The sequence below is a fragment of the Acinetobacter sp. CFCC 10889 genome, from assembly GCF_003268395.1.
Classification (GTDB): Bacteria; Pseudomonadota; Gammaproteobacteria; order Pseudomonadales; family Moraxellaceae; genus Acinetobacter.
This window is the reverse complement of record NZ_LQXQ01000038.1, coordinates 1-18,479: the sequence shown is the minus strand read 5'-3', so window position 1 is coordinate 18,479 and position 18,479 is coordinate 1. Positions and strand designations below refer to the sequence as shown.

The window sequence follows — 18,479 nt, the reverse complement described above, 5'->3', positions numbered from 1 at the left end:
TATGTCGTTTTTTATTTGCCATGTACATTTTCAAATTATCTAAAAAACAAACACAAGCTGAATTACCACTTGGCATAGTGTTGTTCTAATAAACCATATTCTTGGTCTAAATAGATCATCTCTCCTGTTTCAGTTTCAATCGTACCACTAATTTTGGATTGCCACTGACTAAATTGACTGCCAACCAAACGTAGATTTAAATTTTCAAAACGCCGCCAGCCACTGTGTACTTCAAGTTTTAGCTTTTCATCAAGCGAGCGAATCGTCCAGTGCTGATCTGATACCTTTTCAAAAAGAACATCCGTGAGTGGGTATAACAAGCCATTTACCCAAAGACAATTTTCATTACCAAAGCTTTCATTCACTCCAGAAGCAAGATTTAGCCCCACACGCTTACCTTGCTGATCCCAAAAATTACAAGACAACCAAAACCACGCCGTTTCAGGACGTAAAAATCCACAAGTATCATCCAAAGATGCGAAGCTTTTTTCATTGAAATGTATCGTTTCGTTTTTCTTATTGATGAAAAAACCTTCCACGCCCAATGTGGTGAGTTTTTGCGTATATGTCCAACCATTAATCCCTGTCGGACTACATAAACTTAAAGGATCTGTTGCTGCACAAAAAATACGCGCTTTGAGTTTTTCATCACCATGTTTAGTGATCCGAATGTAACGTACACCATTGGCATGTTGCATCTCGATTTGAAAAGGTGATTTTTTAAATAGACTTTGATTGTAAAGAGGTTGTTCATCGACCAATGTATGATGCCCCAAAATATTATTGGAGTTCCACTCCAAAACCTCATCATGCTCATGATCATAAATATAAATAAAAGCATGCCCTGCCCAGCCCATATCGACGATGGCAAAACCAATACTATAATGCTCGTGTTGAATGCTACAAAATTTAAATTTCTTATATTTTAAATTCTTACGCCAACCTTTTAAAGTTTGACCATAAGGGGTTTTATAAATATAACGATCAATATTAATAGAGCTGGGTAAAGTGATAAAGCGTCCATAACGAGGTAATCCATTCGCCTGTATTAAATCCATTTTTAACCCAATCCTTCGTTTTAAAAATTCTTAGACTTTAGTCTCAATTTTGATTATCACTCATTTTCTAGTCAATACACAATATTTCTCAGCCTTTTATAGATATATTTAAAACTGTGCTTTTATTATTCGATTTTTCTTGTGAATACTCGTTGAATCAGCATTGAGATATTTATACACAATAAAAAAGCCTGACGAATTAGGCTGTTTTTATTTCAATAAAATGATCTTGATTACAAGATTATTTTTTATCAGGTAAGGCATAAGCCACGAGTGAATCACCCATTTTAGTACCAAATGAACCATGACCACCAGCCATGATCACAACATACTGTTTACCATTTGATTCATAAGTCATCGGCGTTGCTTGACCACCAGCAGGTAGACGACCTTTCCAAAGCTCATCACCATTGCTGACATTGATCGCACGGATGTAGTTGTCTTGCGTAGCACCAACAAACATCACGTTACCTGCTGTTGAGATTGAACCACCCAACATTGGCACACCCATTTTAAATGGCGGTAATGGAATACCAGGTAAGCTGTCGCGAATGGTACCAATACGGCGTTTCCAAGCAATGTCATGAGTTTTCAAATCTACACCCGCTACATAACCCCATGCAGGTTGTTTACAAGGCAAGCCAAACGGTGAAAGGAATGCACTGATTTCAACACCATATGGAACGCCATACATCGGTTGCACGCCTGCTTCTGTACCTGCACCTTTAGCAGTTTGTTTACGGTTTGGATCAGCTGGGATCAGTTTGGTCACAAACGGTAAACCGATTGGATTCATCACCGCAATTTGACGGTCTGGGTTGACGGACATACCGCCCCATTCAAACACACCTAAGTTACCAGGGAAAACCAATGTTCCATTTTCAGAAGGCGGTGTATAAATACCGTCATAATTGAGTTTGTGGAAAGACACACGACAAATCAACTGATCAAACATGGTTGCACCCCACATTTGTTTATCGGTTAATTTATCTTTTGGTGCTAAGTCAAAATCTGAAAATGGCTGTGTTGGAGAATAGCGTTCACCTTTGGTTTGAGGACCAAGTTTTACCGTTTGTGGCACTGGTTTTTCAGTGATCGGAACAATCGCTTCACCTGTACGACGATCTAAAACAAAAGCATTTCCTGTTTTGGTTAAGACATAAATTGCAGGCACGGTTTGACCTGCTTTGTCTTGAATGTCTGCAAGAGTCGGTTGTGATGGTACATCCATATCCCATAAGTCATGATGCGTCGTTTGGAAATTCCACACCAATTTACCTGTGGTTGCATTGATCGCAAGCATTGAGTTTGCATAACGTTCATGTAACTCAGTACGGTTACCGCCCCAAATATCTGGTGTTCCTACACCAGTAGGTACATACACGATATCTAGTGCTGCATCGTATGCTAAAGGCGCCCAAGCGTTTGGTGAGTTTTGGACATATTTTTGACCTGGACCAGGGATTTTGTTCGGATCCTCAGCGCCTGTATCAAAGACCCATAACAATGCGCCAGTATTCACATCATAACCACGGATCACACCCGATGGTTCTTCAGTTGAATAGTTATCTGTGGTTGAACCCGCAATGATAATGGTTGTACCTGTGACAACAGGAGGAGATGTTGGGATATAACCACCTGGATAAGGGAAAGGCATATCTTTTTGTAGATCAACTTCACCATTATGACCAAAGTCTGTACATGGTTTACCTGTCGTTGCATTAATTGCGACTAAACGACCATCATTGACAGGTAAAATCACTTTTTGTGGACATTGTTCAGAGGTTGATTTTTTCGCAGCTAAACTCGCTTCAAAACCAACAGTATTGTTGGCATCAAAATAAGATACACCACGACAAGTTAAGTGCTGGAAGGTATTATCCGCTTTTAACTTCGGATCAAATGTCCATTTGGCTTTACCTGTTGTTGGATCTAAAGCAACCAATTTTTGGTGAGTTGTACAAATGTACATGTTGTCACCCACTTTAATTGGGGTCACTTGATTGGTGGTTTCACCAGAGTCTTGATCTGTCTTAAAGTCACCCGTGTTATATGTCCAAGCGACTTTTAAATCTTTAACATTCTCAGCATTAATTTGTGTTAATGGAGAATAACGCAAACCTGATTGAGTACGACCATAGGCAGGCCAATCACCCTCTGCAACGCCTGCAATTGCTTGTGCTGTTGCTGGTTGTTGACTACTTAATGTTCCACGAATTTCTTGAGGATCATTAAAGATAGAATAAATCATCACTGCTATAGTGATTGCCAATGAACCTGTTAAGGCAACTTTTGCACCTTTACTATTCACAAAGCCACGTGTCACCGCAGGAATCAACAGGAATAGACCAAATAAACCTAAAATGTCTAAACGTGGTGCAAGTGCAAAGAAGTCAGAACCAACTTCCCACAAGCCCCAAACCACTGTACCTAAAACCAAAACCGCATAAACAATCAATGCGGAGCTTTTTAATTTCTGTAATAAAAATGCTGTAATAAGGAAAAGTAAACCTGCAATGATGTAGTACCAAGAGCCACCAAGCACTGCAAGATAAATCCCTCCAATCAGCAGTACTAAACCAAAAATTGCGGCAATCACTGCTGCAATCGTTTTAAGTACTGATCCTGAAGATGGAGTATTCATATTGACCACCTCTATGCTTTAAACCTGTTAAATGTGTTCCATACATCTTTCTCAAGAATTATGGTGTTCATTAATGAGTTTCTAGATTTAAAATACCTAAAATCATTCAAGAAAAATCAAATGCCAATCACCTAACATTTGATCCATAAGTATTCACAATCTAAAAACTAGAATGCTGTTTGTAACTTAATGCCACCCACCCACGCATTTTCACCATTCTTATACGCACCCACATGGCGAATATATTGAACGTTCGGGCGGATGGTCAGCCAATCGGCTGCATGAATGCCGTAATAAATTTCAGCATCATATTCTTCATTTTGTGGACGTTGTTGATGATCATTCACATCATCATTGATACTGATTCGAGCTAAACCAAACGCAATTTCATCTTTAGGACGAGCATCCAAAGCACCTTTATAAACAAGACCAATATTTTGCATATTGCCTACAGTGTTGGTGTCTGAGTCATGTACAGTGACATTGACAAAACCAGTTAAACCACGATTTTTGTCATCTTGATGAGCAGTGATTTGTTGCTTCGCCACAATCCACATACCTTGTTTATGTGATGTTTGCTCAGGATGGTTAATTTCTTGCGCATCAGCTGTACTGTAGTAATAACCAGCACGATATTCACCATCGAGTTTTTGTGCACCAACTTTCGGTGTCCATACCACTTCGGCAGGAATAATTGCACCATGTGAACCATCAGTACTGAGGTTAAAGCCTTTGCCACGCTCTAGATTTTCAGGGTTATATTCATAAACCCCAACTTGCGCATAAAGCTCAGGTTGTAAATTATATTTAACCCGTGCTGCCAACTGACTGACAGGCCAGTTGTACCATTGATCACCCACCCAGTTACCGACTTGTGAACCACACAATGCAAGATTCTGAAAGTCACAGTCAAAACTGTTGAAATCTTCACCTTCACCAAAACGCCCCACTTTAATATCTAACTTTTGATCTAAAAATTTCTTTTTGATCCAAAAATCAGTCAAACGCCATGTTTGCTCACGCCCCCAAACTTCTTGGCTTGAACTTAAATGCCCTGCCAAAGCATCAGATGTTTGTGAAAGTGAACGACCATTACGCTCTGTAACGGTAATTTGTGCTTCGGTATCTTGCCAGCCTAAGATTTTTTCTAAATCGAGATGTGCGCCAATGGCAAATTGATCAGCATATTCGGTACCATGACTTGAAGCATGTTTAGCATGCAGCAAAGTCGCCATTTCACCTGTATAACCCAAGCTAAAATCATAGCCTTGTTGCTGTAGTTGCGTTCGTTTTCCATTCCAATCGCCAAACATCCATTGGCTATTTGCATCAAAGGCATCAGCTGCATAAACAGATTGAAAAACACTACTTAAAGATAAAAGGCTCACAGCCCAATATAAACAATCACGCGTTTTTTTCATATTCAGTGACCTTTATAACAAAACTGTAACTAATTATGCATAATACTCTCATTTTGCTACAAAGTGATAATTAATTTAACCACAACAACCACAAATAAAATTACAAATTATCACTAAATGAAACTTTACTATAAACAAATAAGCACTTAAATATTGATAAATTGAATTTCAAATTCTTTTAGAAAAACAACATTTATATGTTTTTATTACTTATTTTAATTTTGAAAAATTTACCCATAAAAAAAAGTAATCTCCTCGTTTCCTTAAAGATTACTTGATTTTTTATTTACAAATCATCTAATTTGTTAACAAAATACTCGCTTTGTAATTTTATTTATCTGAGTATTTTTTAAGCAGATATTACGCTTACCACTGCCCTTCACCCAACTCTTGACCAATATAGTCATAACGCATTTGCGAACGTGAAAATTTAATCGGACATGCCAATTGCACCTCTGTTTGCTCAGCATTGGCTTTCAATGGTACTTCAACCACCCAGTTACGCTGTTGTGCCAAAGGTGAACTTAAAGCCTCATCCAAACTCAGCACTGGCTCTACACAAAAATCCAATTGTCCAAAGATTTCATTCCATTCTGCCCATGTTTTACTGAGGATTTTTTCTTGAATGGCAGCTTTTACCGCTTGACGGTCTTCTGCATCAAAAGAAGCTCCTTTTTGTAAAATAATCGGTAACTCCAAGGTTGCTGCCAAACCACTCATAAATTGTGGCTCTAAACTTCCAACTGAAATATAACGCCCATCTTGAGTACGATAATAGTCATAGAAAGTGCCACCGTTGAGCTGCTCATTTTCAACTTTTTGCTGCTGACCACCTGCCAAACTTGCCGCAGCCGCCATATTATTTAACCCCACCACACAATCGGTCATGGAAATATCAATATATTGTCCCAAACCACTTGTATGGCGTTCTGTCACTGCCGCCAAAATTCCAATCACAGCATGTAAAGAACCACCAGCAACATCGGCGATTTGGATCCCCATTGGCGGCGGACCGCTGTCTTGACGACCACTATGCCCCGCAATACCAGACAAAGACACATAGTTAATGTCATGTCCTGCTTTATCTTTATACGATCCTGTTTGTCCATAACCTGTGATCGAGCAATAAATCAATTTCGGGTTAATTTCTGCCAAAGTTTGATAATCCAAACCGAGGCGTTGCATCACCCCTGGGCGAAATTGCTCAACAACAATGTCAAATTCAGAAATTTTTTGTTTAATCAATTCAATATTTTTAGGGTCTTTAAGATCAAGTGCTACCGATTGTTTATTTCGATTTAAATAACTATGTGAAGTTGCTTGCCCATTGGCATAAGGTGGAAATAAACGTACTAAGTCAGGACGTGTTGGCGATTCGACATGAATCACTTCTGCACCCATATCTGCCAGATACATGGTGGCAAATGGTCCTGGTAATAATGTGGAAAAATCGAGTACTTTCAATCCATTTAATGCACTTGTCATAATGATATTTACCATTTTTATGTTGATTTTTAATCTATATTAGAAATATAAAACTAACATAACAATGTCATGTTCAGCCATTTACCTTGATCATTTCGGCAATTTAAGATGTAAAAAGGCAATTCACACTGTTGTAAATCGCCAATCCAACATTTTTTAGAGTGTATTAGGTCAATCGCTAGTGAACATCAAAGAATCAGAAGGATTTAACATGAGTCGTGATACGATCAGTATCCATTTCGTGAATGCAGCGCTCACAGGTGTAAAACGCCTAGGCATGGATGTCGAAACATTACTGTCACATGTCGGAATTGAAGCAGAGTTACTGCGCCAACCCAAAGCGAGAATTTCACCTGAGCAATACACTCGTTTTGTGAAAATGCTCTGGATGGTCACCCAAGATGAACATGTCGGTTTTGATATTCAGCCTCGTCGTTTGGGTTCTTTTGCCATCATGTGCCAATTGATCATTCATGCAAAAACCTTAGGTGATGCCTTAGAGTTGTCATCACAATTTTATAAATTGTTTGGTGATGAATGGTCTGTTGCGGTTGAACGTGATAAGCATGAAGCGCGCCTAGTTCCGCTCATTCCAAAAACCATGGATCCTGATCATTTCATTACTGAAAGTATGTTGATGATTTGGCATGGTTTAGCCTCTTGGTTAATCGAACGCCGTATTCCTCTAGAACGTGTACATTTTGCTTATCCACGCCCAAATCATGCAGATGAGTATGATGCATTGTTCTTTGCGCCTGTGATGCAATTTGACATGCCACGCACAGAGATTACCTTTGCAGCAGATTATTTAGACCTACCCATTCGTCAAGATGAAGCCAGCCTAGAAGAATTCTTAAAAGCTGCACCTGCACAGTTATTGGTTAAATTCAAAAATACTAACTCGCTCACCTCTCGTATTCGTGAAGTATTAAAGAGTCAGATTGGTGAAGAAATGCCAACTTTGAATGATGTTGCTTCAATGTTGTATTTATCGCCACAAACTTTGCGCCGTCGTTTGGCAGCTGAAGGCAAGAGCTATCAAGGTGTAAAAGATGCTTTACGCCGTGATGCAGCCATTCACTTGTTGCTCAATCCAGATTTAACCTTAGAAGATGTCGCACAACAAGTTGGCTTCAGTGAAACCAGTACATTCCATCGTGCATTTAAAAAGTGGACAGGTGTCACACCAGGTTTATATCGTCAGTTACATGGTTATCACTGATTTTTAAATATTCAGTTTTACCTCCGCCCAAGTATAGCTTGGGCTTTTTTTATCAAAAAAATGGATGTCATCTATGCACTCTATAAAATCGTACTTTTAATATTGAAATAATACTTATGCTGAAAATTCGTAAAACATTCCCCTCAGACATTCCTCTGTTGATAGAAATTGAATACTCTGCCAATCAAGCCTTTACTCAAATTCCACAGTTAAAATGGCTTGCCGAAAGTGCGGTCATGTCAAGTGATCAACATTTAGATTTGATTCAAAATCATGATGCTTTTGTTGCTGTGAATGTACAAAATCAAGTGATTGGCTTTTTATATGCCGAAAAGCAAGCGCAGGATTTATATATCATTGAACTGGATGTTGCTGCTGAATATCAACAACAAGGCATTGGTCGTCAGCTCATGACATATATGATTGATTTTGCCAAACAACAAGGTTTTCAAGCAGTGACATTGACCACATTTACAGATGTGGCTTGGAATCGTCCATTTTATGAAAAATTAGGCTTTGAACTGTTAAATCCGCAAAATTTAAAACCTTATTTAAAACAAAAAATAAACAATGAAGTTGAGCATGGTTTTGTTGGTGACAGTCGTTGTGCAATGCAATTCATCTTATCTTGATTGTAAAACCAGATGAAAATGGTTAAAAAATTGCAACATAAATGAGCGATTTGCTATTTCTACCAAATATAACTTCAAACAAAATTCATAAGATTTTGATTTATTTTACAAATGCTAAAATGAGTTCAATAACGAATTGACAAAAAATATCATTGAACTGTTTCGTTCTCGTCATTGAACTCTAAACTTTATAAAGTACACTCAAAGTCACATAACAATTTTAGAAGTCATAAGAAGGAACAGCTATGAGCGAGGCTTACATCATTGATGCCATTCGCACACCACGCGGAAAAGGAAAGAAAGATGGTTCACTGTACAGTGTCAAACCAATTACCTTACTCACTACATTACTCAATGAATTAAAAGATCGTCACAATTTAGATACCTCTAAAGTAGACGACATCGTACTGGGCTGTGTGACCCCGATTGCAGACCAAGGTGGTGATATTGCCAAAACTGCTGCGATTGCTGCAGGTTGGGACAATGATGTTGCTGGTGTGCAGATCAACCGTTTCTGTGCATCTGGTCTAGAAGCTGTGAACATGGCTGCGCAAAAAGTCCGTTCAGGCTGGGAAGACGTGGTTGTTGCTGGTGGCGTAGAGTCTATGTCACGTATCCCGATGGGTTCAGATGGTGGACCGTGGGCGCTTGATCCTGAAACCAACTTAAAATCCAACTTTGTCCCACAAGGCATTGGCGCGGATCTTATCGCAACTCTGGATGGTTATACGCGTTCCGATGTGGATGAATTTGCTGCAAATTCACAGCGTAAAGCAGCTGCTGCACAAGCGGCAGGTCATTTTGATAAATCCATCGTGGCTGTAAAAGACAAAGCAGGCGTAATAATTTTAGATAAAGATGAATTTATCAAACCAACGACAACTGCTGAAGGCTTGGCAAAACTTAATCCAAGTTTTGAAATGATGGGGGGCATGGGCTTTGATGCGGTTGCTCTTCAACAATATCCTGAAGCGCAAAAGATCAATCACGTGCATCATGCAGGGAACTCATCAGGTATTGTGGATGGTGCTGCGGTGGTACTGCTTGCTTCAGAAAAAGCAGTCAAAGAACAAGGTTTAAAACCACGTGCCAAAGTTTTAGCAACAGCACTTGTAGGAACAGACCCTACAATCATGTTGACAGGTCCTGCACCTGCTGCACGTAAAGCTTTAGCTAAAGCAGGCTTAACGATTGATGATATTGACCTGTTTGAAGTCAATGAAGCCTTTGCTTCTGTGGTAATGCGTTTCATTAATGAATTAAATGTTCCTGTGGAAAAAGTCAATGTAAATGGCGGCTCGATTGCCATGGGTCATCCATTGGGCGCAACAGGTGCAATGATTTTAGGTACTTTGCTTGATGAACTTGAGCGTCAAGGCAAAAAACGTGGTTTAGCGACATTGTGTGTAGGTGGTGGCATGGGTATTGCGACCATTATTGAGTTGGTATAAGGAGAATAAGAATGAGCGCAATTCAATATGAAAAAAATGCGGATGGCATTGTTATTCTGACTATGGATTCTCCAAACCAATCTGCAAACACTATGAATGCCGATTTCCAAAAGGCACTGACTGAAACAGTCGAAAAATTTAAAGCGGATTCAGGTGTAACAGGCGTTATTTTCCGTTCAGCGAAAAAGACTTTCTTCGCAGGCGGTGATTTGGATGACTTAATTCAGGCTCGCCCTGAAGATGCCAAAGAATTCATGGCAATCGTTGAGCTGATGAAAAAAGAACTGCGTTACATCGAAACTTTAGGTGTGCCTGTGGTTGCAGCATTGAACGGTACAGCGCTTGGCGGTGGTTGGGAAATTGCTCTCGGCTGTCATGCACGTATTGCCTTAAATGATCCAAAGTCTAAATTTGGTTTACCTGAAGTGACTCTAGGTTTACTGCCAGGCGGTGGCGGGATCGTGCGAATGGTACGCCTGTTGGGCTTACAAAACGCATTCCCATTCCTGATGGAAGGTAAGCAGTTCGGTGTTGATAAAGCCAAATCTTTAGGTCTAATCCATGACACGGCTGACTCAATTGACGAATTGATGGAAAAATCAATTGCATGGGTCAAAGCTAATCCGAAATCACAACAACCATTTGATGTGAAAGGTTATAAAATTCCAGGTGGTGATCCGAAAACCCCTGCGGTGGCTCAGATTCTTGCGATTGCTCCTGCAATGCTGCGTGATAAGACCAAAGGTTGCTATCCTGCGCCTGAAGCGATTATGGCTGCTGCGGTTGAAGGCGCTCAGGTTGATGTTGATACAGCACTGACCATTGAATCACGCTATTTCACTTATCTTGCAACAGGGCAAGTGGCGAAAAACATGATCGGGACATTCTGGCATGGACTGAATGCGATTAAAGCGGGTGCAAGCCGTCCGAAAGATGTCGCAAAATGGCAAGCAACTAAGGTCGGTGTATTGGGCGCAGGTATGATGGGTGCAGGTATTGCTTATTCAACTGCTTCTAAAGGGATTGCTGTTGTTCTGAAAGATGTTTCTGTTGAAAATGCAGAAAAAGGCAAAGCATATAGCCAAAAACTTTTGGACAAAAAAGTGTCTCAAGGGCGTATGACGGCTGAGAAACGTGATCAAGTGTTAAGCTTAATCACTGCAACGGCTGATGCATCTGATCTACAAGGCTGTGATCTGATTATTGAAGCGGTCTTTGAAAATCAGGAACTCAAAGCCAAAGTCACCCAAGAAGCAGAAGCATTCCTTGCTGATGGTGGTGTATTTGCATCAAATACTTCGACATTGCCAATCACAGGTTTAGCAAAAGCCTCTAAAGACGACAAAAACTTTATCGGTTTACACTTCTTTAGTCCTGTCGACAAAATGCCTTTAGTTGAAATCATCAAAGGACAAAACACGTCAGCTGAAACTTTAGCCAAAGCCTACGATTATGTTCAGCAAATTGGTAAAACACCAATTGTGGTGAATGACAGCCGTGGTTTCTTCACCAGCCGTGTATTCGGTACCTTTGTGAATGAAGGTCTACGTTTACTTGCGGAAGGCGTACACCCTGCACGTATCGAAATGGCAGCACTTAAAGCAGGTATGCCTGTAGGTCCATTGGCAATTCAGGATGAAGTTGCATTAACTTTGTCTGAGCATGTGACCAATGAAACCCGTAAGGCGCTGCAAGCAGAAGGTAAAGACTTGCCGCATTCTCCATCGGAAGATGTGCTGAAAACCATGATTCATGAGTTTGGTCGTAAAGGTAAAGCGGCAGGTTCAGGTTTCTATGATTATCCAGAAGGTGGCAAAAAGCATCTTTGGGATGGTTTGAGTCATTGGAAACAGGATGTCGATATTTCTGAACAGGAAATGATTGACCGTATCCTCTTTGTTCAGTCACTCGACACTTTACGTTGTTATGAAGAAAATGTCCTTGAGTCTGTGGTCGATGCCAATATCGGTTCGATCTTTGGGATTGGTTTTGCACCGTGGACAGGTGGAGCAATTCAGTTCTTAAATCAATATGGTTTGGACAAAGCTTTAGCACGTGCCAATGAACTCGAAGCCAAATATGGTGAGCGTTTCAAAGCACCACAATTGCTCAAAGACAAAGTTGCAAGCGGAAAAATTGACTGATTTTTAGCATCAATCCATTGAAAGAGAAGAGGCAAATGTGCCTCTTCTCTTTTTTTTAAATATGTATTTTGTACCTTAAATAACCATAATTTTATTAAGACTTTTATATGAAAAAATCGGATATTTTTTGTTTTTGTGTTATAACATTACATAGATTCTCATTTTTTCAATTTGGAATACTCCCATGTCAAATGCTGTTGAGTCTCAAAAATCTGCTGATGAAAAGAAAGGTTGGAAAGGCTTACTCATCGCTTTTATTTTAAGTGCGCTTTTTCTCATCATTTTCTACCTCGCAATACAAAATGAACCTGACTATATGCCTAGTAAACAGCAGGAAACCAATCAAACCTCATTTAAAAATTCGCCTGTGATGTCACAAGAAGCTTTAGCAAATGCTGAACAAAAAAATCAAGCTGCAACAACATCACATCATATGTCTGATGCTGAAATGAAAAATATGCAGCATGATGAAACAAGCGAACATCACTCACATTAATGGTTATCATTACTTAGGTTTTATATCGCTTTAGATGTAAAACCTTTTTCTTGTAATTTTTGTATCATGTCCCATACATCTGCATAGTCATGTAAATTTGCATCAGCATGTTGTGAACAAGTCTGTGTATCGGGATTGAAAAAAATGCTTTTCATACCCACAGCTTTTGCACCTTGAATATCTGCATTTTCATTATCACCAATAAAAATACAGTGTTGAGTCTGTACCTTGAGTTTTTCACACGCCAATTGAAAAATAGCCGCATCAGGTTTACGCAAAGCAACCGCCTCAGACACCAACACAATCGAAAAATATTCTGCTAAACCTAAAGCCTGAAAATTATGTTCTTGAAATGGCGTTTTACCATTTGAAATTAAACCTAACAAATAGCCTGCTTGATGCAATCTTAAAATTGCACTTTCCACATGTCCAAAGCTGCGACAAAACTTATTAAAATCCTGTATATAGGATTGCAAAAGGAACTGTTCGCTATAATTCTTAATGGCAAAATCTTGAATTAATTGACGATAAACGACATCTTTCCACACTGAGCCATTGGCATCGAGTTGTATGAATTTTTCAATAAAATCAGCTTTTTGTGACTGAGCAACGAGTTGGAAAAAATTCACCTGCCAATTTAAAAAATGTCTAAGTGAATCTGTTCGATCCAATAAAGTCTGATCTAAATCAAAAAGAATGGCTTTTATTGTCATAGGTTTTACCTTTTCAAGCCTTTATTTATATAAAACCCTTTGAATTACACCAAGCTACTGAGCAAACTGCCATTTGTACAGGCAATGTCACGATATCTAAAACCACCGCCACAGGAACCAATAGATACTGACCAACGACTTTACTTGCAGAATAATGATCACTCACAATATTCATGGTGATCGGAGCTTTTAACTGATAATTTAATGATTGAATATTCTTGATTTCAGGTGCAATCGTCAGGTTTAAGCTCATACGACCTGTACACTCACTGATCCCATAAGCATTTTGCTCACAGTTCATGTCTAACTCTCTCATCAGTTTATTTTCTGCGGCTGTAATCTTTGCGGTTTCTTTAGAATACGCAAATGCTACCATCGTACTAAACTGTGAGACATTTTTGATACTGACATCATCTGCAACTCGAATATCCCATGTTGTGCTGTTATATTTTTTCTGGGTCTGAAATTCATCACTTTCCAATAAATAGGTCAATTGTGCTGGTGTAGGGCGAATATACAACTGTCCCATGTTCAACCCTTGTACCAACTTAATTAACTTATCATTCACGGCGATCGGCTTTCCCTGTCCATCCGTGTCTACACTTTGCGTGATATAACTAAACTTTTGACCAACGGCAATGACTGCATTTGGATAGTCCTTTAATGGCAGTTTATTCATCCCTACTGCAATAATTTGATCGGTAAATATGGTTTTTTCTTTATATTTATCATCAAGACTATTCATTGCACCTGTTGTCATTAAACAACCGCTGAGACCAAGTAATGGTAAAAAACTCAGTGCTTTTAAAATTCCATTCATATCTTTTCCTTTTCTTATTTTGATAAAATGCTACAAAAATTTATAAGTCATACATCTGCATATCAACATGGGGAATGCCACAATCTAGATAGCTTTCACCTTCAACTGAAAAACCTAAATTTTCATAAAAACCAATTGCATGTACCTGTGCTGACAGTTTTAAAAAGTCTCTTTGTTCTGTCGCTGCAACCGCAATGATCTGCTGCATCAGTTGTTGACCAATGCCCTGTCCTCGATAATTTTTTAGCACAGCCACCCGCCCAATACTGTTATTTTCCAGTAAACGTGCTGTTGCAATTGCTCGATTTTGATCATACATCACGAAATGTAATGACTTTGCGTCCTCTGCATCCCATTCATCATGTTCAGCAATGTTTTGCTCTTGAATAAATACTGCTGTACGTACTGTTTTGGCATCTGCTTCTAAAACATTCCAACGATCGCTACGCATTGTATATGCTGACATCACGTTTCCTTTTTTACCTTATATTCAATTTTAAATAGTGTAAAACAGCTTTAACTTAAATCTACTTTTTATTCACGATTAAATTGCTTAAATTAGTGCTGCTTTAAATCTTAAATTTGAATCTTTTCAAATCACTTTATTTCTCATTGATCTATACAACAAACCAAAAGATGACAACTATGAAAATTCATGCTCATTTCAAATATGCCTTGCTTGCAATGACTTTATCCATCAGTACATTTTCCCAAGCTGCACCCACTGAAGCAGAGCGTGCAAAAATGCTTGCGCAGCAAACGATAAATTTATTTTCAGGCTATACCAAAGACAAAGTTATTAAATATGGGGCTTTAATCCATAATTTAACTGAAGAAGATGCTCGAAAAAGCTATGAGGAAAATCTCAAAAGTAATCCTGAGGCTATATCTGTAGATCCTAAAATTGCGCTTATGAATACGTTAAAAGAACAATTTAAAGGAAATGATTTAAAATTGGTACAACCCGTTTTTGAAAAACAATTCAAAATACAAATAGATGCATACACAAGCTGCCAACTGACAGGAAAAATGTCACAACCGACAAAAACCAGTTACCAGTTCCCTCTCATTTGCCAAATACCAATACTTGATGTCAATTCACTCCAAGAGCCAACCAAAGCAAAAAATGAAAGTGATGCTGCTTTTTTTGCAAGAGCCTTAAATATGATGATTGATCAGCTCAGTTCAGCACCAAAACAAAAATTTGCAACCAATCTTTTAATCCATGTCGATAAAGATTTAGATATTTTACAGCCTGAACTTGATGATAATGCCTATTTTCCAACAAGCGTGACCAACAAAATAATGGGAACAACACAAGAAGAATTAGCGGAAGAAAATTCAGCCAAATAATATTGAGTATTTAACCAACTACAACAAAAAAGATGCTCATCACCAAGCATCTTTTTTTAATCACCTTAACATTTACAACCAATATCTTGTTGATCCCATTGATCATTAAGCAATAATTCTAAAGAATGTTGTTGAATGCCATACATTTGTTTTAATGCTGCAATTTGTGCCAAAACTTGCTCATCAGGTGTCGTAAAGTTTTTACGTTTGGTCGCCAAAATCATTTTATTTTTACTGGTATGTTCCAATGCTACAAACTCAAACACTTTGGTGTCATAGCCATAGGCATTGAGCAATAAAGCACGAATCGTATCCGTCAGCATTTCCGCTTGTTGCCCTGCATGAATGCCAAATTGCAACATTGGTGCAAGTACTGTTGGACTTTTAAGCTGTGGACGTAGCTCTTTATGGCAACATGGCGCACACATAATCATCTGTGCATTCAAACGAATGCCTGTATGAATCGCAAAATCGGTTGCCACATCACAGGCATGTAGTGCAATCATCACATCCAACTTTTCAGGCGCATAAGTACGTACATCGCCTTGAAAAAAGTCTAAATGTTGAAAATCAGATTGTGTTGCGACTTTTTGGCAAAATTCCACCATTTTCGGATTCAGTTCAACCCCTGTCACTTGAGGCTGTACTTTATGCTTTGCTAAATAATCGTATAGTGCAAAAGTTAGATAACCTTTACCTGAACCGAAGTCCACCACGTGCAATGCCTGTTTCGGTTGCTCAATTTTCTCTAAAGCACCTGAAAATATTTCCACAAATTTATTAATCTGTTTCCATTTTCTTGCCATGCTTGGAATGATTTGCGCTTTGGCATCCGTAATGCCCAACGGCTGTAAAAAATAACTCTCTTGCTCAACATAACGTTGTTTTACCCGATCATGCTGCTCATTCAGATTTGATTTCTGTGGTGCTACTTTGCTATAGCTGAGTAAGGCTTTCTTTTTATTTTTTTTCAGTTGAATTTCTTGTTCATGGCTAAATAAATTGGCTTGTTTACACTGCATAAAAAGTTGTTGCATCACCTCAAAGCAGTCATCCATAGGATAATTTTTAGTAACATCTTGGGTTTTATAACGATATAAACAGCTCATCATGGTTTGATTTTGTAGCGAAATAACTCGAAAGGTCATTTTTTCAAGCTGTTCAAGTTCGCCTTTGTATTGACTCAAGATTAAACGCTCAAAACTTTGTGTTTCAATGGCTTGCTGTACAGCATTGATAAATTGTTGTTCCTGCTCGGACATCGAAGCCACCTGTGACATAGTACAAACTCATATTGATACAAGTTGTCATTTTAAATGTTCTTACTTTAAAGGTAAAACTCCATTACGATACAGTTGTATTTTTAAGAAAATGACACAGATGAATTCAAACTTGATTCAGGTCTATGCACCACAAGAAGAACGCATTAATGCCATCAGTCATGCGATTGGTGCTGTATTGGCTGCGATTGCCACTATTTTTATGTTGATCAAAGGCAGTTATTTACCTACTTGGCAGTTTTTTGGCTTGGTTGTGTATGGTCTCAGCATGGTATTGTTATTTTCGAGTTCTGCGATTTACCATTTTTCTGTCGATGAAAGAAAGCGTCAGTGGTTTAAAAAACTTGATCATATGGCGATTTATTATCTAATCGCAGGCACCTATACTCCGTTTCTCGCAATTGCGATTCCAACTGCCAAAGCACATTATTTACTGCTTGCACTATGGGTCATCGCTGCGATTGGTACACTTTTCAAGTTAGTTTTCATTCATCGTTTTCAAAAGATTTCTCTGATTGCTTATTTGGTCATGGGTTGGCTTGCTGTACTTGTAATGGATGATATGCAAAGGTTTCTAAGTAGTGGTGCATTGAAATTATTAGTCATCGGTGGGCTTGCATATACGATTGGTACATTGTTTTATGCCTTAAAAAGAGTAAGATATACCCATGCTATTTGGCATATTTTTGTTTTGATCGGGGCAGGATCACATTTCTTCGCCATCTATCTTTACGTCATTTGATCCTTAAACATTCATATATCAGTGACCCTGATCGAATGCATTTGGATTGATCTCGTTGTTTTTTTAAGAAATTACGCCTTTTTTAAAAAGATTACGCTTTAGAAAACTAGTTTTTACTTTTAAAAGTGTAAGGTTCACCATGGCGTCATCAAATACGACTCTGACTGACGAAGTTCAGACAAATTCAAAAACACGTGTACTTTTTGCGAGTCTCGTAGGTACAACCATCGAGTTTTTTGATTTTTATATCTATGCAACAGCAGCAGTCATCATCTTCCCTCATCTGTTCTTCCCTGCGAGTACAGATCCGACTACGGCAACCATTCAGTCTCTTGCGACTTTTGCCATTGCCTTTATTGCACGACCAATTGGTGCTGCATTATTTGGACATTTAGGCGACCGTATTGGTCGTAAAGCCACATTGGTTGCAGCACTCCTTACCATGGGGATTTCAACGGTCTGTATCGGTTTACTACCGACTTATCATCAAATTGGAATCATCGCACCACTATTACTGGCACTTTGTCGCTTAGGTCAAGGGCTTGGGCTTGGCGGTGAATGGTCTGGTGCAGTACTGCTTGCCACTGAAAATGCCCCTGAAGGCAAACGTGCATGGTATGGCATGTTCCCTCAACTTGGCGCACCGATTGGTTTTATTCTTGCCACAGGTTCATTCTTAACACTTGGCGCTTTCATGTCTGAAGCGGAGTTTATGCAATGGGGTTGGCGTATTCCATTTATTGCCAGTGCTGCTTTGGTCATCGTAGGCTTATGGATTCGCTTGAAATTGCATGAAACACCTGCGTTCCAAAAAGTGTTAAACAAACAAAAAGAAGTGAATATTCCATTTAAAGAAGTGTTAACCAAACACTGGGGAATGCTCATTTTAGGAACAATCGCTGCGATTTGTACCTTTGTTGTGTTCTATTTAACCACAGTATTTGCATTAAACTGGGGTACCACAAAACTCGGTTATTCACGTGCAGAATTCTTAGAACTTCAATTGCTGGTGGTGTAT

The 18,479-nt window shown here is 38.9% G+C and carries 15 protein-coding genes and 1 pseudogene; 8 read left to right on the top strand and 8 right to left on the bottom strand.

All coding sequences use genetic code 11. The annotated features are described in order from the left end of the window. Positions 1-62 precede the first annotated feature (62 nt). The 4 genes from AVJ19_RS14145 to AVJ19_RS14130 all read right to left on the bottom strand — a co-directional run bounded on the left by AVJ19_RS14145 (position 63) and on the right by AVJ19_RS14130 (position 6,608). Positions 63-1,058, bottom strand: coding sequence for a DUF2804 domain-containing protein (locus tag AVJ19_RS14145; protein ID WP_111860318.1), 996 nt, complete (start codon positions 1,056-1,058; stop codon positions 63-65). 241 nt (positions 1,059-1,299) lie between these two features. Beyond that, positions 1,300-3,702: a glucose/quinate/shikimate family membrane-bound PQQ-dependent dehydrogenase gene (locus AVJ19_RS14140; RefSeq protein ID WP_111860317.1), complete on the bottom strand. Its 2,403-nt coding sequence runs from the start codon at positions 3,700-3,702 to the stop codon at positions 1,300-1,302. A 167-nt stretch (positions 3,703-3,869) separates the two neighbouring features. Beyond that, complete coding sequence (locus tag AVJ19_RS14135; RefSeq protein WP_111860316.1) at positions 3,870-5,123, bottom strand: carbohydrate porin; 1,254 nt, start codon at positions 5,121-5,123, stop codon at positions 3,870-3,872. Between the two features lie 366 nt (positions 5,124-5,489). Next, a complete protein-coding gene (locus tag AVJ19_RS14130) occupies positions 5,490-6,608 on the bottom strand; it encodes a CaiB/BaiF CoA transferase family protein (protein ID WP_111860315.1) in 1,119 nt (372 codons plus the stop codon). Positions 6,609-6,819: 211 nt separating this feature from the next. On the opposite strand from AVJ19_RS14130, the gene AVJ19_RS14125 reads away from it, so the two are divergent. The 5 genes and pseudogenes from AVJ19_RS14125 to AVJ19_RS22885 form a co-directional block, all read left to right on the top strand. Continuing rightward, positions 6,820-7,830, top strand: a complete 1,011-nt coding sequence (locus AVJ19_RS14125) for an AraC family transcriptional regulator (protein ID WP_111860314.1) — start codon at positions 6,820-6,822, stop codon at positions 7,828-7,830. Between the two features lie 116 nt (positions 7,831-7,946). Beyond that, positions 7,947-8,462, top strand: a complete 516-nt coding sequence (locus tag AVJ19_RS14120) for a GNAT family N-acetyltransferase (RefSeq protein ID WP_111860313.1) — start codon at positions 7,947-7,949, stop codon at positions 8,460-8,462. A gap of 245 nt (positions 8,463-8,707) precedes the next feature. Beyond that, positions 8,708-9,913 carry an acetyl-CoA C-acetyltransferase gene (locus AVJ19_RS14115; RefSeq protein ID WP_111860312.1) on the top strand — a complete coding sequence of 402 codons (1,206 nt, stop codon included), beginning with the start codon at positions 8,708-8,710 and terminating at the stop codon, positions 9,911-9,913. 11 nt (positions 9,914-9,924) lie between these two features. Further along, positions 9,925-12,057, top strand: coding sequence for a 3-hydroxyacyl-CoA dehydrogenase NAD-binding domain-containing protein (locus tag AVJ19_RS14110; protein ID WP_111860311.1), 2,133 nt, complete (start codon positions 9,925-9,927; stop codon positions 12,055-12,057). 184 nt (positions 12,058-12,241) lie between these two features. Continuing rightward, positions 12,242-12,386, top strand: a pseudogene (locus AVJ19_RS22885) (hypothetical protein); the annotation flags it as partial. 187 nt (positions 12,387-12,573) lie between these two features. On the opposite strand, the gene AVJ19_RS14100 reads toward AVJ19_RS22885, so the two are convergent. Genes AVJ19_RS14100 through AVJ19_RS14090 form a run of 3 tightly spaced genes read right to left on the bottom strand, consistent with a single transcriptional unit; the run spans position 12,574 to position 14,552 of the window. Continuing rightward, entirely contained in the window at positions 12,574-13,266 is a 693-nt protein-coding gene (locus AVJ19_RS14100) for an HAD family hydrolase (RefSeq protein WP_111860310.1), read from the bottom strand. Between the two features lie 25 nt (positions 13,267-13,291). Beyond that, complete coding sequence (locus AVJ19_RS14095) at positions 13,292-14,086, bottom strand: hypothetical protein (protein ID WP_111860309.1); 795 nt, start codon at positions 14,084-14,086, stop codon at positions 13,292-13,294. Positions 14,087-14,126: 40 nt separating this feature from the next. Then, positions 14,127-14,552, bottom strand: coding sequence for a GNAT family N-acetyltransferase (locus AVJ19_RS14090; RefSeq protein ID WP_111860308.1), 426 nt, complete (start codon positions 14,550-14,552; stop codon positions 14,127-14,129). 179 nt (positions 14,553-14,731) lie between these two features. Between AVJ19_RS14090 and AVJ19_RS14085 the strand changes: the two genes are divergently transcribed. Next, positions 14,732-15,439: a hypothetical protein gene (locus AVJ19_RS14085; protein WP_111860307.1), complete on the top strand. Its 708-nt coding sequence runs from the start codon at positions 14,732-14,734 to the stop codon at positions 15,437-15,439. A 65-nt stretch (positions 15,440-15,504) separates the two neighbouring features. On the opposite strand, the gene AVJ19_RS14080 is transcribed toward AVJ19_RS14085, so the two are convergent. Next, the gene (locus AVJ19_RS14080) at positions 15,505-16,719 is read right to left on the bottom strand and encodes a class I SAM-dependent methyltransferase (protein WP_111860306.1); all 1,215 of its coding nucleotides are present in this window, start codon (positions 16,717-16,719) and stop codon (positions 15,505-15,507) included. Between the two features lie 100 nt (positions 16,720-16,819). Between AVJ19_RS14080 and trhA the strand changes: the two genes are divergently transcribed. After that, positions 16,820-17,461, top strand: coding sequence for a PAQR family membrane homeostasis protein TrhA (trhA, locus tag AVJ19_RS14075; RefSeq protein WP_111860305.1), 642 nt, complete (start codon positions 16,820-16,822; stop codon positions 17,459-17,461). Between the two features lie 139 nt (positions 17,462-17,600). After that, on the top strand, positions 17,601-18,479 hold an 879-nt coding region (locus tag AVJ19_RS14070; RefSeq protein WP_111860338.1), incomplete at its 3' end, for an MFS transporter.

Bases quoted from the DNA above. Each gene is read 5' to 3' on its own strand.
- AVJ19_RS14130 (WP_111860315.1), bottom strand. From the start codon at position 6,608: ATGACAAGTGCATTAAATGGATTGAAAGTACTCGATTTTTCCACATTA.
- AVJ19_RS14090 (WP_111860308.1), bottom strand. From the start codon at position 14,552: ATGTCAGCATATACAATGCGTAGCGATCGTTGGAATGTTTTAGAAGCA.
- AVJ19_RS14110 (WP_111860311.1), top strand. From the start codon at position 9,925: ATGAGCGCAATTCAATATGAAAAAAATGCGGATGGCATTGTTATTCTG.
- AVJ19_RS14135 (WP_111860316.1), bottom strand. From the start codon at position 5,123: ATGAAAAAAACGCGTGATTGTTTATATTGGGCTGTGAGCCTTTTATCT.
- AVJ19_RS14140 (WP_111860317.1), bottom strand. From the start codon at position 3,702: ATGAATACTCCATCTTCAGGATCAGTACTTAAAACGATTGCAGCAGTG.
- trhA (WP_111860305.1), top strand. From the start codon at position 16,820: ATGAATTCAAACTTGATTCAGGTCTATGCACCACAAGAAGAACGCATT.
- AVJ19_RS14145 (WP_111860318.1), bottom strand. From the start codon at position 1,058: ATGGATTTAATACAGGCGAATGGATTACCTCGTTATGGACGCTTTATC.
- AVJ19_RS14115 (WP_111860312.1), top strand. From the start codon at position 8,708: ATGAGCGAGGCTTACATCATTGATGCCATTCGCACACCACGCGGAAAA.
- AVJ19_RS14100 (WP_111860310.1), bottom strand. From the start codon at position 13,266: ATGACAATAAAAGCCATTCTTTTTGATTTAGATCAGACTTTATTGGAT.
- AVJ19_RS14080 (WP_111860306.1), bottom strand. From the start codon at position 16,719: ATGTCACAGGTGGCTTCGATGTCCGAGCAGGAACAACAATTTATCAAT.
- AVJ19_RS14125 (WP_111860314.1), top strand. From the start codon at position 6,820: ATGAGTCGTGATACGATCAGTATCCATTTCGTGAATGCAGCGCTCACA.
- AVJ19_RS14120 (WP_111860313.1), top strand. From the start codon at position 7,947: ATGCTGAAAATTCGTAAAACATTCCCCTCAGACATTCCTCTGTTGATA.
- AVJ19_RS14095 (WP_111860309.1), bottom strand. From the start codon at position 14,086: ATGAATGGAATTTTAAAAGCACTGAGTTTTTTACCATTACTTGGTCTC.
- AVJ19_RS14085 (WP_111860307.1), top strand. From the start codon at position 14,732: ATGAAAATTCATGCTCATTTCAAATATGCCTTGCTTGCAATGACTTTA.